This is a genomic window from Isoptericola dokdonensis DS-3, assembly GCF_001636295.1.
Taxonomy (GTDB): Bacteria; Actinomycetota; Actinomycetes; order Actinomycetales; family Cellulomonadaceae; genus Isoptericola; species Isoptericola dokdonensis.
The window spans coordinates 1,197,860-1,212,438 of sequence record NZ_CP014209.1; the positions used below are offsets into that span (position 1 = coordinate 1,197,860).

A 14,579-nucleotide genomic window follows, 5' to 3' on the forward strand; every position below is an offset into this window, starting at 1 on the left:
CGACCCGGACGGCGGACGGCCCTCGAGAAGATCTGTCGGGGTGACAGGATTTGAACCTGCGACCCTCTGCTCCCAAAGCAGATGCGCTACCAAGCTGCGCCACACCCCGTGGTACCCGTCCGCCCTCGGGACGGCGGGTCCGGCGTCAGTGTAGTGGGCCGTCGCCCCGACACCGCGCGACTTCCCCGCGTCGACGTGCACGCGTCGTCCACGTGCACGGACGGGTGTCGCGTCTTTGCTAGGCTGACGCCGCATCCCGACGCACGTCGTCGGGCATCGTCGCGGGCGTAGCTCAATGGTAGAGCCCCAGTCTTCCAAACTGGCTACGCGGGTTCGATTCCCGTCGCCCGCTCCACGGCACACGCAGGGCGGCCCGGGCTCCGGGTCGCCCTGCGTCGTCTCTCGCTCCCCGGCCGGTTGCTAGCATGCGCGCAGCGTCGCGTGTCGTCGGCAGGCTGTGCCGGGCATGGAGGCGTGGGACCCGAAGGAGACGACGATGTCCGCGTCATTCCCTTCGCCCTCACGTGGCTGAGGGCGACCAGGCCAGGCTCGTCGCCTGGAGCCGTGAGATGCGCGCCGTGCACGGCCGCCTGCGCGACGCGTTGTCGGTGACGCAGTCAGCGCTGGAGTCCGGCGAACCCGGGCAGGCCGCGACCCGTGACCTGCTGCTGTTCTGTCACGGCTTCTGCACGGCGCTGACCGGCCACCACGAGGGCGAGGACCGCGCGCTGTTCCCGGCCGTCGAGGCCGCGCACCCGGAGCTGCGTGACACGCTGCGCTCGCTGGAGCAGGACCATTCGATGATCGCGCACCTCGTCGCCGCTCTGGAGTCGGCCGTCGCCCGTGCGGACTCTCCGGACGTGCTCGCCCGGCACCTGGAGGGCGTCGGCGCGCTCATGGAGAACCACTTCCGCTACGAAGAACGCCGGCTGCTCTCGGTGCTCGACACCCTCGCGCTCGACGCCGATCCTCACGACGTGCTGGGGCCGCTCTGAGACGGGCAGGCCCGGAGCTCCGCCCCCTAAACGGTTCGCCGGTCGCCCGGAGGGTTCCGGGCGTGGAGGGATGGAACTCGCCCGGGTCGCGTCCCGCGGCCCCGACGAGGAGGACAACGATGTCTCACTTGACCCGACGGCAGCGCGCTGCGATGGCGGCCGCAGCCGTCCTTGTCGCCCCGCTCGCCCTCGCCGTCGCCGTGACGGGCGGCGCGACCACCGCCGCGGCGCACGGCTCCGTCACCGACCCGCCCACCCGCAACTACGGCTGCTGGGACCGGTGGGCCGACGAGTTCCAGAACCCGGACATGGCCGAGCTCGACCCGCAGTGCTGGCAGGCCTGGCAGGCGGAGCCGGCGGCGATGTGGAACTGGAACGGCCTGTACCGCGAGCAGGTCGGCGGCGACCACCAGGGCGCGATCCCCGAGGGCCAGCTCTGTTCCGGCGGGCAGGCCGAGGGAGGCCGCTACGACGCCCTGGACGACCCCGGCGAGTGGTACGCCACGGGGGTGGACCACCAGTTCGAGCTGACGCTCACCGACCAGGCGAACCACGGCGCCGACTATCTGCTGGTCTACGTCTCGAAGGAGGGCTTCGACCCGACGACCGAGGCCCTCGGCTGGGACGACGTGGAGCTCGTCCAGGAGACCGGCTCGTACCCGACGCAGTCCCCGTACGTGACGGACGTGGACCTCACGGGGCGTGACGGCCGCGCGGTGCTGTTCACCGTCTGGAAGGCCTCGCACGCCGACCAGAACTACTACCTGTGCTCCGACATCAACATCGGCGGGCCCGACCTCGTCCCGGGCGACGGCGGCGTGGACCCGACGGACCCGCCCGTCGAGCCCACCGACCCGCCGGTCGAGCCGACGGATCCGCCCGTCGAGCCCACCGACCCGCCGGTCGAGCCGGATGCCGGGTGCACGGCGGAGGTGACGGTCGCCGGGTCGTGGAACGGCGGCTACCAGGCGACGGTGACGATCACCGCCGGCGACGCCGCGATCTCCGGCTGGGAGGTCGACGTGGCGGGCGCGACCATCACCCAGGCGTGGAACGGCGTCCGCTCGGGGAGCACCATCGCCAACGCCGCCTGGAACGGGTCGCTCGCCCCGGGGTCGTCGACGACGGCGGGCTTCCTGGGCAGCGGCGAACCGTCGGACCTGACGGCGGAGTGCACGGTCGCGTGACACGTCGGCGCGGGGTGCCTGTCGCCATCCCGGCGGCCGGCACCCCGCGCACGCGCGCCACCACACTCATCAGGCTTGTCGATCGATGAGCATGATCTTGTCGATCGGTGGTTTGGTGGATAGGCTCGACGCCGCAGGCCGATCCGGGCCTGCCGAGACGAGCCGAGAGGGACGACGCACCATGCTCACCGCGCATCCCCCCGTCGTCTTCCCGGCCATGTCGGCCTGCTGCTGTCGCTAGAGCGTCCACGCCACGCCTGACCCCGGCAGGGTCGTGGCGACCGTGCGACGCTCGCACAGCATCGACCACCTGCCCGCAGGACGCCCCCGACGCCGGAGGGCACCCCGACGACCGCCGCCGTCGAGCCCGGGTCGAACCAGACCACCGCACCATCGCACCCACCGAAGGATCATCACCATGGCCACCATCTACGACGACGCCACGAAGCTCATCGGCCGCACCCCGCTGGTCCGGATCAACCGGCTCACCGAGGGCGCGGGCGCCACGGTGCTCGCCAAGCTCGAGTTCTACAACCCCGCCAGCTCCGTCAAGGACCGCATCGGCGTCTCGATCGTCGACGCCGCCGAGGCCTCCGGCGAGCTCAAGCCGGGCGGCACGATCGTCGAGGGCACGTCCGGCAACACCGGCATCGCGCTCGCCTTCGTCGGCGCGGCCCGCGGCTACGACGTCGTGCTGGCCATGCCCGAGACGATGTCGAAGGAGCGCCGCGCCCTGCTGCGCGCGTACGGCGCCGAGCTGATCCTCACCCCGGCCGCCGAGGGCATGAAGGGCGCCGTCGCGGCCGCCGAGCGCATCGCCGCCGAGCGTCCCGGCGCGATCCTGGCCCGCCAGTTCGCCAACGAGGCCAACCCGAAGATCCACCGCGAGACCACGGCCGAGGAGATCTGGGCCGACACCGACGGCGAGGTCGACATCCTCATCGCGGGCGTGGGCACGGGCGGCACCATCACCGGTGTCGGCCAGGTGCTCAAGGAGCGCAAGCCCGGCGTGCAGATCATCGCCGTCGAGCCGGAGGAGTCCCCGATCCTCAACGGCGGCGCCCCCGGCCCGCACAAGATCCAGGGCATCGGCGCGAACTTCGTCCCGGAGATCCTCGACACCTCGGTGTACGACGAGGTCATCGACGTCAACGCGGAGACCGCCGTCGAGTGGGCCAAGCGGTCCGCGCAGGAGGAGGGCCTGCTCGTGGGCATCTCGTCCGGTGCCGCCCTGGCGGCCGCCGCCCAGGTCGCGCAGCGCCCGGAGAACGCCGGCAAGACGATCGTCGTGATCATCCCGAGCTTCGGCGAGCGCTACCTGTCCACCGTCCTCTTCTCGGACCTGCTCGACTGACGTGACCGACCACCACGACGCCGACCACGACGACACCGACCACCCGATGCCCGACGGGCACCGTCCGGGGCTGCGGCACCTCCTGGAGATCCTCGCGGAGGACCTCGGTGCGGCGCACGCCCACGACCCGGCGGCGCGCAGCCGGATCGAGGTCGCGCTCGGGTACCCCGGGGTGCACGCGCTGTGGACCCACCGGCTGGCCCACCGCATGTGGCACCGTCCGGGCCTGCGGCTGCCCGCCCGGCTGGTGTCCCAGCTCGCGCGGTGGCTGACCGGCATCGAGATCCACCCGGGGGCACGGATCGGGCGGCGCCTGTTCATCGACCACGGCATGGGCGTGGTGATCGGCCAGACGACCGTCATCGGGGACGACTGCGTGCTCTTCCACGGCTCCACGCTGGGCGGGCGGTCGATGGCCCGGGGCAAGCGGCACCCCACCCTCGGGGACCGCGTCATGGTCGGCGCAGGGGCCAAGGTGCTCGGTCCGCTGTGGATCGGCCACGACGCCCAGATCGGCGCGAACGCGGTCGTGACCAAGGACGTCCCCTCGGGGATGGTCGCGGTCGGGGTCCCGGCGGCGGTCCGCGCCCCGGGGCACCGGCCCGACCACGGTCAGCGCGTCGAGGACGCCTCCGAGCTCCTCGAGTACGTCATCTGACCGTTCCCGCCACGACGGCCCGGGGCCGTGCGACCTGACGTCGCGCGACCCCGGGCCGTCGAGCGTCCGGGCGGCGCACGAGCCCCGCCGACCGGACAACTGATTGCGATTCGGCAACGAGACTTGTACGTGCTCTTGCCTGGCACTAGAAAGGAACGCGGTGCGGAGCAACGGCGCTCCGCACCACTTCTTGTCGTTCCGCCTGGAGGTCACCGCCCCGATGCCCGCCGCCGCCCCGCACCGCTGGCGACGATCGGCGGTCCGCGCGATGCTCGGGGCCGTCGCGACCGCGTGGCTGCTCGCCGGTGCTGCCGTGCTGGTCGCGCGAGGCTGGCAGGACGACCTCCCCGACCGTGTCGCCTCCCACTGGGACGGCCAGGGGGTCCCTGACGACACGATGTCCCTGGGGACGTTCGTGCTCGTCGACGTCGTGCTGGTGCTCGCCCTCACCCTGATGTTCGCCGGCATCGGCGTGGCGGCCGGACGGGAGGCCTCGACCCGACGGACGCTCGCCGGGGTCGTCGTCTGGTCCGGCGGGCTGGGCGCGACGCTCCTGCTGGTCACGCTCGGAGTGCAGCGCGGCCTGACGGACCCCGCGCAGGCGGAGCTGCCGGGCTGGTTGCTCGCCGCCGTGCTGCTCGTCCCCCTGCTGCCCGCCGTCGTCGTCGCGGCGCTCGTCCCCGCGGACCCACCCCGGCCCACCACCACGCCCGTCCCCGCCGACGCGCCGCGCGCCGAGCTTCCGCACGGCACCGGCACGGTCTGGGAGACGCGGATCGGTCCCGGCCGAGGGGCGCTCGTGGTCGCCGCCGGGGCGGCCGCCTCCGCCGTGGTCGTCGCCGTGGCCGTCGGGTCGTGGTGGCTGCTGGTGGTCCCGGCGGCGCTCGTCGCGCTCTGCGCCGCGACGCTCGCCTTCACCGTCCGGGTCGACGCCTCGGGCCTGCGGGTGCGGTCGTCGCTCGGCCGACCGCAGACCCTGGTCCCCGCCGACGAGATCGTCCGCGCCGACGTCGTCCACGTGAATCCGCTCGGCGACTTCGGCGGCTGGGGCTGGCGGGTCGGGATCGACGACGGCCGCGTCGGCGTCGTGCTGCGGACCGGCGACGCGCTGCTCGTGGAGCGGACGGGCGGCCGGAAGCTGGTGGTGACCCTCGACGACGCCGCGCACGCCGCCGGGCTGCTCAACTCGGTCGCCGACCGCGCCCGTCCCTGACCCGGACCCTGCGACGGAGCTCAGGTCTCCTCGGGGTCCTCGGACAACAGACGCTGCGCCTCGGCGAGCCGCCGGGGCGCGCGGGCGAACCAGGCGTCCTCGACGGTCCGCGCCAGCGTCGCCGCATCGACGGCGTCCAGCCGGACGAGGACTGCCGCGTAGCCGTCCAGGTGCGGGATGGTGAAGTGCGAGGCGGGCTCGGCGGCGAGCACGACGTCCTTCTCGACGAGGTCGTCGACGGCGGCGGCGAGGATCGGGCCGGACGGCACGGGATCGTCGCCGAACCGGCGGAGGTCGGCCTTGGTGAACGGCCGCTCCCACACGAACATGCGCTCCCCCACCGACCAGACCCGCCACCCCCGCGAGACGCTCTCGTGGGTGCCGGGCAGGGCGAGCGCGAGGCGCGCGACGTCGTCGTAGGTGGCCACGACGACCAGCCTGCGAGATGTCGCACGGCGTCGCACGTCGGCTAGGGTGTCGGTGCCTGCGACGGCACGTCCTAGGTATCACTCGACGAGGAGAGACATGACCACGTTGCGCATCGGCATCCAGACCGGCTACTGGTCCCGCCGCCCGCCCGCAGGTGTCGTGGAGATGCTGCAGCAGGCCGAGGCCGCCGGCCTCGACTCCGTCTGGACCGCCGAGGCGTACGGGTCCGACGCCTTCACCCCGCTCGCCTGGTGGGGCTCGCACACCTCCCGCCTGCGCCTCGGCACCGGCATCGCGCAGATGGCAGCGCGCACCCCCACCGCGACGGCGATGCACGCCCTGACCCTCGACCACCTGTCCGGCGGGCGGTTCGTGCTCGGGCTCGGCGCGTCGGGGCCGCAGGTCGTCGAGGGCTGGTACGGCCAGCCGTACCGTCGCCCGCTGGCGCGCACCCGCGAGTTCGTCGAGATCGTCCGCGAGGTGATCGCCCGCGAGCGCCCCGTCACCTACGACGGCGAGTTCTACACGCTCCCCGTGGGCGCCGGCACCCCGGGCGCGACCGGTCTGGGGCGCCCGCTCAAGGCGACCGTGCACCCGCTGCGCCCCGAGGTCCCCATCGTCCTGGCCGCGCAGGGCCCGAAGAACGTGGCGCTGGCCGCCGAGATCGCCGACGGCTGGATGGCGGGCTTCTACGCGCCGCGCGCCGACGCCGAGCAGCGGGCGCTGCTCGACGAGGGCTTCGCGGTGCGGGCCGACGAGCGCTCCCGGCCCGAGGACTTCGAGGTCCTGGCGACGATCCCCGTCGTCGTGCGCGACGACGTCGAGTCCGCGGCGGACGTCGTGAGGCCGCACATCGCCCTGTACGCGGGCGGGATGGGCGCCAAGGAGGCGAACTTCCACAAGGCGTCGCTCGACCGGCTGGGATACTCCGAGGTCACGGACGAGGTGCAGCGGCTGTATCTCGCCGGGCGCAAGGAGGACGCCGCCCGGGCGGTGCCGACGGAGATGGTCGAGGAGATCGCGCTCGTCGGACCGGCCGCCAAGGTGCGGGCCGACCTCGCCCGCTGGGAGGGCACGGCCCTGACGACGCTGCTCGCGCAGGGCGACCCGGCGTCGGTGGCGGCGCTGCTCGGCTGAGCCCTCAGGGCAGCCAGACGGCCCGCCGCAGGTCCACGCGGCGCCCGTCGCGCGTGAGGGGGCAGCCCTCGGCGCGCAGCTCCGTCAGCGCCCGGTCGAGGTGCCGGGCCGGGGGCGAGCCCGCCGCGTTCACCACGCGCCACCAGGCCACGCCCGACCCCGCGCGCGCCACCACCTGACCGACCTGACGGGGGCCGCCGCGGCCCAGGACGTCCGCCACGGCGTCGGCGACGATCCCGTAGGTCGTCGCCCGGCCCGCTGGCACCCGCTCGACGACGGCCAGCACCTCGTCGAGGTACTCCTCGGCGAGGGTCGGGGCGTCGAGCGGCGCGTCGTGGTGCGGCGCGGCATCGGGGTGCGGGCGGGACGGCATGCCCCGACTATGGCACCCGCCGGCGACGTGCCCGGGCAGCGACGCCATGCGCCGCCACGGGGCCGGCACGAGCCACCGCGGCCCGGGCAATCAGGTGGCGCCGCCGGACCGGTGCACCGCAGGATCGGGGCATGGCCCACACCCGCGACGCCGCGCTCCCCGACGGCTACCGCTTCCGCACCCTCACCGCCGACGACCATCGCGCCGCGATCCGCCTCGACGCCTGGGCGTTCCCCACCGGCGTCTCCCTCGACGAGCTCACGCAGGTCCCCACGGCGCTGACGTGGGAGCGCACGGTCGGCGTCGAGACGACCGGCGCCGACGGCACGACGTCGCTCGCGGCGATGCACTCGTCGTACCCGTTCACGCAGTTCGAGGTCCCGGGCGGCACGCTGCCGACGGCGGGGCTCACCTGGGTCGGGGTGCATCCCCAGCACCGGCGCCGCGGTCTCGCCACGGCGATGGTCGACCGGCACCTGGCCCGCTGCCGGGAGCGGGGCGAGCCGCTGTCGGCCCTGTTCGCCGCGGAGTACGCCATCTACGGCCGGTTCGGGTACGGCAAGGCCGCCGACGACGTCCGGCTGACGATCCCGCGGGGCGCCCGCCTGCGCGACGTCCCGGGCGCCACGGAGCACACCGTGCGGATCGAGGACGCCGACGGCGCCGTGCACGGCGCCCTCGTGGACACCGTGCACCGGGCGGCCGGCCGCTCCCCCGGCGGCCTGGGCGTGAACCGGCCCGGCTGGGCGACGCGCGAGACCGCGGAGCTGCGGGCGCACTTCTGGGCCGACGTCCCCGCGTTCCGGGGCGGGCGGGAGACGCGGCGCGTCGTCGTCGTGGAGCGGGACGGCGAGCCCCGCGGCTACGCCCTGCTGCGCCGCACGCTGGAGTGGGTGCCGACGGGCACGAACGGCACCGTGGCGGTGTCCGAGGCGGTCGCGCTCGACGCCGCCGCGGCACGCGCGCTGTGGGGTGTGCTCGTCGACCTCGACCTCATGACCGAGACGAAGACCTTCGTCCTCGCGCCCGACGACGCCGTCCTGACCCTCCTGGAGAACCCGCGGGCGACCGCCCAGCAGCGGCTGGACAACGTGTGGGTGCGGCTCGTCGACCTGCCGGTCGCGCTGGCCGGGCGCCGGTACGCCGCCGACGTCGACATGACCCTCGCCGTGACGGACGCCCGGCTGCCGGACAACGCGGGGGTGTGGCGGCTGCACGCCGACGCGTTCTCCCCGGCGTCGTGCGAGCGCTCCGACGTCCCGTCGCAGGACGCGGACCTCGCCCTGGACGTGCGCGAGCTCGGTGCCGCCTACCTGGGCGGCACGTCGTTGGCCGTCCTGGCGTCCGCGGGCCTCGTGGCCGAGCGCACGCCCGGCGCGCTGGCCGCGGCGAGCACCGCGTTCGGGTGGCCGGTCGCGCCGGTCTGCTCCTGGGTGTTCTAGGCGCCCTGAGCCGACCAGGTCAGGCCTGGCAGGCCGGGCACCAGAACAGGTTGCGGCCCGCCAGCTCCTTGAGCAGCACCGGGGTGCCGCACACGCGGCAGGGCAGCCCGTCGCGGTGGTAGACGTAGAACGCCTCGTCGGCGGGCACCGCGCCCGCGTCGTCGTCGGTGTTCTGCCGGGTGCGACGTCGCCCGCCGTCGGGGACGTCGTGCCCCGCGCCGCGGTCCGCCGGCCGGGTCGTGACGATCCGGCCCGTCGCGGCGCCGTCGCGCATCAGGTCGACCAGGTCGTCCCAGATCGCATCGAGCACCGCGGCGGGGACGTCACGGCCGGGGCGCAGCGGGTCCAGCCCGGCACGGAACAGCACCTCGGCCCGGTAGATGTTGCCGACGCCCGCCACGACCGCCTGGTCCATGAGCTGCTGGCCGACGGTGACGCGCGAGCGCCGCACCCGGGCGACGAACGCGTCGCGGGCGGCCGCGAGCGACGCGTGGCCGCCGTCGGGCCGGATCGGGTCCGGCCCGAGCCGGCCCTCGACCGCCGCCTTCTCGACGTCGGTGAGGACCTCGCAGGCCGTCGGCCCGGTGAGGTCCGCGACGGCGTGGTCGGCGAGCAGGCGCACGCGCACGGCGCCACGGGGCTCCGGCGGCTCCCACGCCTCCGACGCCGCGGGCACGGCGCCGTCAGGCGCCTCCGGGACCGAGTCCCGTTCCCCGATGCGGCGGCGTGGTGCCCCGATGGCGTGCACGACGTCGTCGCCCTCGCCGGCGAACGTCCACGCCCCGTAGAGCCCCAGGTGGACGCGCAGCCAGTGCTGCACGCCGTCACCGGGCACAGGGGCGAAACCGCAGAAGAGCTGCTTGCCCCACGCCTCGGCGCGCACCAGGACGGACCCGTCGAGCAGCGCCGCGCCCGCGGCGAACCGGCCCTGCGGGCTGGAGACCGCGAGCCGCCGGCCGGCGAAGAGCACCTCCAGGGTGCGGGCCAGCCGGTGGACGGTGTGCCCCTCGGGCACGTCAGGAGGCGGCGGGCCGGGCGGCCTCGTAGTCGGCGAGCTGGTCGATGCGGCGCTGGTGGCGCGCGTCGCCCGAGAACGGCTCCGCGACGAACGCCTCGACGAACGACGTCGCCTCCTGCGTGGAGTGCATGCGCCCGCCGACGGCGATCACGTTCGCGTCGTTGTGCTGGCGGCCGAGCCGCGCGGTCTCCAGCGACCAGGCCAGCACTGCCCGCACGCCCGTCACCTTGTTCGCGGCGATCTGCTCGCCGTTGCCCGACCCGCCGATGACGATGCCGAGCGAACCCGGCTCCGCGACGACGGCCTCGCCCGCGGCGAGGCAGAACGACGGGTAGTCGTCCTGGGCGTCGTAGGTGTGGGCCCCGTGGTCGACGACGTCGTGACCGGCCTCGGTCAGGTGGGCGACGAGGTGGGTCTTGAGCTCGTATCCGGCGTGATCGGCGGCGATGTGCAGACGCATGGTCGCCATTCTCCCCCATCGCGCCGCGTAGGGTGACGCCATGACGACCGACGCGACCGGGCTGAGGTCCGGCATCGACCTGTCCGCCCTCGACGACGCCGTCCGCCCGCAGGACGACCTGTTCCGCCACGTCAACGGCCGCTGGCTCGACACCTACGAGATCCCCGCCGACCGCGCCATGGACGGCGCGTTCCGCGCCCTGCACGACGCCGCGGAGGAGCAGGTCCGCGAGATCATCACCGACGCGGGCGCCGCCGTGCTCGCCGGGACCGCGACGGGTTCGCAGGCCCAGGTCGGTGCGCTGTACGCGAGCTTCATGGACACCGACCGCATCGAGGCGCTCGGCACCGCGCCGATCGCCCACGAGCTCGCGGCCGTGCGCGGCGCCGCCGACGCCGCCGCCCTGACGCGCGTCCTCGGTGAGCTCCAGCGCACCGGCGGTGGCGGCGTCGTCGGCCTCTACGTCGACAACGACGCCAAGGACCCCGAGCGGTACGTCGTCTACCTCGTCCAGGGCGGACTCGGACTGCCCGACGAGGCGTACTACCGGGAGGAGCAGTACGCGCCCGTCCGCGACGCGTACACCCCGCACGTGGCCCGCATGCTCGACCTCGCCGGCGTCGACGAGGCGTCGTGGGGCACGACGCCCGAGGCCGCGGCCGAGCGCGTCGTCGCCCTGGAGACGGCGCTCGCCGCGCACCACTGGGACGTCGTGCGCGACCGGGACGCGACGCTCACGTACAACCCGACGACGCTCGCCGCGCTGGCGGCGTCCGCGCCCGGGTTCGACTGGCTCGCGTGGGCCGACGCCCTCGGCGCGCCCGCCGGGTCGCTCGACGACCTCGTCGTGCGCGAGCCGTCATTCGCGACCGGCTTCGCGGAGCTGTGGGAGCAGGCCGACCTCGCCGACTGGCGGCTGTGGGCCGCCTACCACCTGATCACGGCGCGCGCCCCGTACCTCGCGGACGCCGTCGTGCAGGCCAACTTCGACTTCTACGGCCGCACCCTCTCCGGCGCCCAGGAGGTCCGCGAGCGCTGGAAGCGCGGCGTGTCCGTCGTCGAGGGGGCGCTCGGCGAGGTCGTCGGCCAGGAGTACGTGGCCCGGCACTTCCCGCCGTCCCACAAGGAGCGCATGGACGAGCTCGTCGCGAACCTCGTGGCCGCGTACCGCGAGTCCATCACCGGGCTCGACTGGATGACGCAGGAGACCCGCACGCGGGCGCTCGCCAAGCTCGAGCAGTTCACGCCGAAGGTCGGCTACCCGGTGCGCTGGAAGGACTACTCCGCCCTCGTCCTGGCCGAGGACGACCTGGTGGGCAACGTGCGGCGCGCCCACGCCGTCGAGCAGGACCGCGAGCTCGGCAAGATCGGCAGGCCGCTCGACCGCGACGAGTGGTTCATGACCCCGCAGACGGTCAACGCCTACTACAACCCGGGCATGAACGAGATCGTGTTCCCCGCGGCGATCCTTCAGCCGCCGTTCTTCGACCCGGACGCCGAGGACGCCGTCAACTACGGCGGGATCGGTGCCGTCATCGGCCACGAGATCGGCCACGGGTTCGACGACCAGGGCTCCAAGTACGACGGCGCCGGTCGGCTCGAGGACTGGTGGACCGAGGCGGACCGCACCGAGTTCGAGAAGCGCACCTCCGCCCTGGTCGCGCAGTACGACGCCTACCGGCCCGCCCAGCTCGGCGACGACGGCCCGACCGTCAACGGGTCGCTCACCATCGGCGAGAACATCGGCGACCTCGGCGGGCTGTCCATCGCGCTGAAGGCGTACCGGATCGCGCTCGGCGGCGGGCTCGACGAGGCCCCCGTGATCGACGGCCTCACCGGTACCCAGCGCGTGCTCCTCGGCTGGGCGCAGGTGTGGCAGGCCAAGGGGCGCGACGCCGAGATCGTGCGCCGCATCGCCACCGACCCGCACTCCCCCAACGAGTTCCGCTGCAACGGCGTCGTGCGCAACGTCGACGAGTTCTACGAGGCGTTCGACGTCGCCGACGACGCCGCCCTGTTCCTGCCCGCGGCGGAGCGCGTGCGCATCTGGTGAGACGGGTGCGGTCGTGACACGGCCGTCCTGACCGGGTCATGACCAACGGCACTGTCCGGGCCGTGCGGGCGGTGCGAGGTTGAGCGGGTGAACCTCGCACCGCCCCGCACCGATCCCGCCCACGGCCCCGCCCACGACCCCGGTGGTCCCGCTCCGCGGCTGCGGCCGCCGCACCACCGCGTCGACCCGCGCGCGCTGCGCTGGTGGACGCTGCGGAACCTGGTCGTGTCCCTCGGCGCGCTCGCCGTCCTCGGCGCGCTCGCCTGGTGGTGGCAGGCGGCGCGCCCCTGGCTGCTCGCACCCGCCGTCGTCGTCGGCCTGTGGGCGCTCGTGCGCGTCGCCGTCGAGCCCCGGTGGCGGTACGCCGTGCACCGCTGGGAGGCCACCGACGACGCCGTCTACGGGCTCACCGGCTGGGTCGTGCGCGAGTGGCGGGTCGCCCCGCTGTCGCGCGTGCAGACCGTGGACGCCGTGCGCGGCCCCCTCGAGCAGGTGCTCGGCCTGGCGACCCTGCGCGTCACCACCGCGTCGTCCGCCGGGACGATCAGCATCGTCGGCCTCGACCGGCAGGTGGCCGCCGACCTCGCCGAACGTCTGACTCTCGTCGTCGAGCGCACCCCCGGGGACGCGACGTGAGCCCGACCGTCGCCACCGACGCGGTGCGGGAGGGTGACGTCCCCGCCGACACGCGCGACACGACCCCCTGGCTGCGGCTCGACCCCCGCGTCGTGTGGGTCGACCTCGCCCGGTCCCTGCTGTCCGCCGTCCCCGCGGTGCTCGCCGTCGTCCTCGGCGTCGAGCCCACGGGGGCCTCGTTGTGGCCGTTCCTCCTGGCGGGCGCCTGGGCGCTGGTGAGCGCGGTCGGGGACGCCGTGCGGTGGACGTTCACCCGCTACCGCGTCACCGCCGAGCACGTGGAGCGGCGCACCGGCGTCCTCGTGCGCCGCTACCGCTCGGTGCGGCGCGACCGGATCCGCAGCATCGACGTCACCGCCCGAGCGCGCCACCGCGTCGCCGGGCTGCGCGTCGTGCTCGTCGGCGCGGGTCAGCAGGTCTCCGGCGGCGAGTCCGCCCTGTCGCTGGACGCCCTGCACCGCCGCGACGCCGACGCCCTGCGACGGCTCCTCCTCGCCCCGCACCCCGGGCAGGACGCCGCGGCCCCCGAGGCCTCCGCGACCGGCGAGGCCGGGCCGGACGACACCCCCGCCGCCCTGGACCCCGTCGATCCCGCGGGCACCGAGGTGCTCGCACGGCTGCGGCCGTGGTGGGTGGTCCACAACATGCCGGGCGTCTGGGGCGTGGTCACCGCCGCCGGGCTGCTGTGGGGTGCCTACTGGCTCGCGTCCGCGTTCGGTATCGACCTGGCCGACCACGCCCTGGACCTGGCCGGACCGGACCGGCTCGGCACGACCGGGAGCGTCGTCGTGGCGGTGACCGGCACCGTCGCGCTCGGCGCCGTCGGCATGGGCGTCGCGTTCCTCGTGACCTCCTGGCGGTTCGAGCTCGCCCGCGTCCCCGGCCCGCAGGGCACCCGGCTGCGCACCCGCGCGGGGCTGCTCACGACCCGCGAGGTCGACCGGGACGAGGGCCGGCTGCGCGGGATCACGATCTCCGAGCCGGTGCTCTGGCGCTGGATGGGGATGGCCGACACCCAGGTGGTGACGACGGGCCTGTCGCTCTGGGCGATGTCGCAGCCCGCGGCCATCCTGCCCCGGGGTCCGGTGACCGAGGCCCGCAGGGTCGCGGGACGGGTGCTGGGCGGCGCGCCCGGCCCCCTGGAGACGCCGCTCGTCGCCCACCCCGCAGGAGCGTTGCGGCGGCGGCTGTGGTGGGCGACCGTCGCGGCCGCGGTGCTCACCGCCGTGCTGGGACGGCTCGTCGCCCTCGGCGTCCTGCCGTCATGGACGCCGTGGGGCGGCGCCGCGGCCTGGCTGCTCGGCCTGCTCGGCGCTCTCGTGGCCTACCGCGCGCTCGGGCACGCGATCAGCGGTCCCTACCTCGTCGTGCGTTCCGGGCTGGTGGCCCGGTCCACGACGGCGTTGCGCCGCGACGCGGTGAGCACGATCGTCGTGCGCGAGTCGCTGCTCCAGCGGCGGCTCGGGCTGCGCACCGTCGTGGCCGCCACCTCGGCGGGCTGGGGCGCCTACGACGCGCGGGACCTCGCCGCCGACGACGCCCTGCGGTTCGCCGACGCCGCCGCACCCGGCCTGCTCGGACCCTTCCTGGAGCCGGACGGGTCGCGGCGCTGACCGGCCGGCGC

General features: G+C 74.8%; 14 protein-coding genes and 2 tRNA genes. 11 read left to right on the plus strand and 5 right to left on the minus strand.

Annotation, left to right across the window (positions count from 1 at the left end; genetic code table 11):
• Nucleotides 1–35: 35 nt before the first annotated feature.
• A tRNA-Pro gene (locus I598_RS05695) sits at nucleotides 36–109 on the minus strand.
• A gap of 172 nt (nucleotides 110–281) precedes the next feature.
• On the opposite strand from I598_RS05695, the gene I598_RS05700 reads away from it, so the two are divergent.
• From I598_RS05700 to I598_RS05725, 6 genes are all read left to right on the plus strand, one after another.
• Nucleotides 282–355: transfer RNA gene (locus I598_RS05700), tRNA-Gly, on the plus strand.
• Between the two features lie 169 nt (nucleotides 356–524).
• A complete protein-coding gene (locus tag I598_RS05705; protein ID WP_068202039.1) occupies nucleotides 525–995 on the plus strand; it encodes a hemerythrin domain-containing protein in 471 nt (156 codons plus the stop codon).
• A gap of 119 nt (nucleotides 996–1,114) precedes the next feature.
• Nucleotides 1,115–2,182 (plus strand): lytic polysaccharide monooxygenase, encoded by a 1,068-nt coding sequence (locus tag I598_RS05710; RefSeq protein ID WP_068202041.1) that lies wholly within the window; start codon nucleotides 1,115–1,117, stop codon nucleotides 2,180–2,182.
• A gap of 418 nt (nucleotides 2,183–2,600) precedes the next feature.
• On the plus strand, nucleotides 2,601–3,536 hold the full coding sequence (cysK, locus tag I598_RS05715) for a cysteine synthase A (protein WP_068202043.1): 936 nt from the start codon (nucleotides 2,601–2,603) through the stop codon (nucleotides 3,534–3,536).
• 46 nt (nucleotides 3,537–3,582) lie between these two features.
• The gene (gene epsC / locus I598_RS05720) at nucleotides 3,583–4,194 is read left to right on the plus strand and encodes a serine O-acetyltransferase EpsC (protein WP_068205002.1); all 612 of its coding nucleotides are present in this window, start codon (nucleotides 3,583–3,585) and stop codon (nucleotides 4,192–4,194) included.
• A gap of 160 nt (nucleotides 4,195–4,354) precedes the next feature.
• Complete coding sequence (locus I598_RS05725; protein ID WP_232314274.1) at nucleotides 4,355–5,407, plus strand: DUF1648 domain-containing protein; 1,053 nt, start codon at nucleotides 4,355–4,357, stop codon at nucleotides 5,405–5,407.
• 20 nt (nucleotides 5,408–5,427) lie between these two features.
• Here I598_RS05725 and I598_RS05730 read toward each other — a convergent pair whose 3' ends face one another.
• Complete coding sequence (locus I598_RS05730; RefSeq protein ID WP_068202045.1) at nucleotides 5,428–5,835, minus strand: MmcQ/YjbR family DNA-binding protein; 408 nt, start codon at nucleotides 5,833–5,835, stop codon at nucleotides 5,428–5,430.
• Nucleotides 5,836–5,941: 106 nt separating this feature from the next.
• On the opposite strand from I598_RS05730, the gene I598_RS05735 reads away from it, so the two are divergent.
• Nucleotides 5,942–6,973 (plus strand): LLM class F420-dependent oxidoreductase, encoded by a 1,032-nt coding sequence (locus I598_RS05735; RefSeq protein ID WP_068205007.1) that lies wholly within the window; start codon nucleotides 5,942–5,944, stop codon nucleotides 6,971–6,973.
• 4 nt (nucleotides 6,974–6,977) lie between these two features.
• Here I598_RS05735 and I598_RS05740 read toward each other — a convergent pair whose 3' ends face one another.
• On the minus strand, nucleotides 6,978–7,346 hold the full coding sequence (locus I598_RS05740; protein ID WP_083972922.1) for an MGMT family protein: 369 nt from the start codon (nucleotides 7,344–7,346) through the stop codon (nucleotides 6,978–6,980).
• A 131-nt stretch (nucleotides 7,347–7,477) separates the two neighbouring features.
• On the opposite strand from I598_RS05740, the gene I598_RS05745 reads away from it, so the two are divergent.
• On the plus strand, nucleotides 7,478–8,788 hold the full coding sequence (locus I598_RS05745; protein WP_068202047.1) for a GNAT family N-acetyltransferase: 1,311 nt from the start codon (nucleotides 7,478–7,480) through the stop codon (nucleotides 8,786–8,788).
• Between the two features lie 19 nt (nucleotides 8,789–8,807).
• Here I598_RS05745 and I598_RS05750 read toward each other — a convergent pair whose 3' ends face one another.
• Both I598_RS05750 and I598_RS05755 read right to left on the minus strand, forming a co-directional pair.
• Nucleotides 8,808–9,803: an Fpg/Nei family DNA glycosylase gene (locus I598_RS05750; RefSeq protein WP_068202048.1), complete on the minus strand. Its 996-nt coding sequence runs from the start codon at nucleotides 9,801–9,803 to the stop codon at nucleotides 8,808–8,810.
• Nucleotide 9,804: 1 nt separating this feature from the next.
• On the minus strand, nucleotides 9,805–10,266 hold the full coding sequence (locus tag I598_RS05755) for a ribose-5-phosphate isomerase (RefSeq protein WP_068205011.1): 462 nt from the start codon (nucleotides 10,264–10,266) through the stop codon (nucleotides 9,805–9,807).
• A 40-nt stretch (nucleotides 10,267–10,306) separates the two neighbouring features.
• Between I598_RS05755 and I598_RS05760 the strand changes: the two genes are divergently transcribed.
• The 3 genes from I598_RS05760 to I598_RS05770 all read left to right on the plus strand — a co-directional run bounded on the left by I598_RS05760 (nucleotide 10,307) and on the right by I598_RS05770 (nucleotide 14,568).
• Nucleotides 10,307–12,319 (plus strand): M13 family metallopeptidase, encoded by a 2,013-nt coding sequence (locus I598_RS05760; RefSeq protein WP_068202050.1) that lies wholly within the window; start codon nucleotides 10,307–10,309, stop codon nucleotides 12,317–12,319.
• A gap of 87 nt (nucleotides 12,320–12,406) precedes the next feature.
• Nucleotides 12,407–12,955: a PH domain-containing protein gene (locus I598_RS05765; protein WP_083972924.1), complete on the plus strand. Its 549-nt coding sequence runs from the start codon at nucleotides 12,407–12,409 to the stop codon at nucleotides 12,953–12,955.
• A complete protein-coding gene (locus tag I598_RS05770; protein ID WP_232314275.1) occupies nucleotides 12,952–14,568 on the plus strand; it encodes a PH domain-containing protein in 1,617 nt (538 codons plus the stop codon). Before I598_RS05765 ends, I598_RS05770 begins: the two co-directional genes overlap by 4 nt.
• Nucleotides 14,569–14,579 lie beyond the last annotated feature (11 nt).

Bases quoted from the DNA above. Each gene is read 5' to 3' on its own strand.
- I598_RS05710 (WP_068202041.1), top strand. From the start codon at position 1,115: ATGTCTCACTTGACCCGACGGCAGCGCGCTGCGATGGCGGCCGCAGCC.
- cysK (WP_068202043.1), top strand. From the start codon at position 2,601: ATGGCCACCATCTACGACGACGCCACGAAGCTCATCGGCCGCACCCCG.
- epsC (WP_068205002.1), top strand. From the start codon at position 3,583: ATGCCCGACGGGCACCGTCCGGGGCTGCGGCACCTCCTGGAGATCCTC.
- I598_RS05740 (WP_083972922.1), bottom strand. From the start codon at position 7,346: ATGCCGTCCCGCCCGCACCCCGATGCCGCGCCGCACCACGACGCGCCG.
- I598_RS05745 (WP_068202047.1), top strand. From the start codon at position 7,478: ATGGCCCACACCCGCGACGCCGCGCTCCCCGACGGCTACCGCTTCCGC.
- I598_RS05755 (WP_068205011.1), bottom strand. From the start codon at position 10,266: ATGCGTCTGCACATCGCCGCCGATCACGCCGGATACGAGCTCAAGACC.
- I598_RS05760 (WP_068202050.1), top strand. From the start codon at position 10,307: ATGACGACCGACGCGACCGGGCTGAGGTCCGGCATCGACCTGTCCGCC.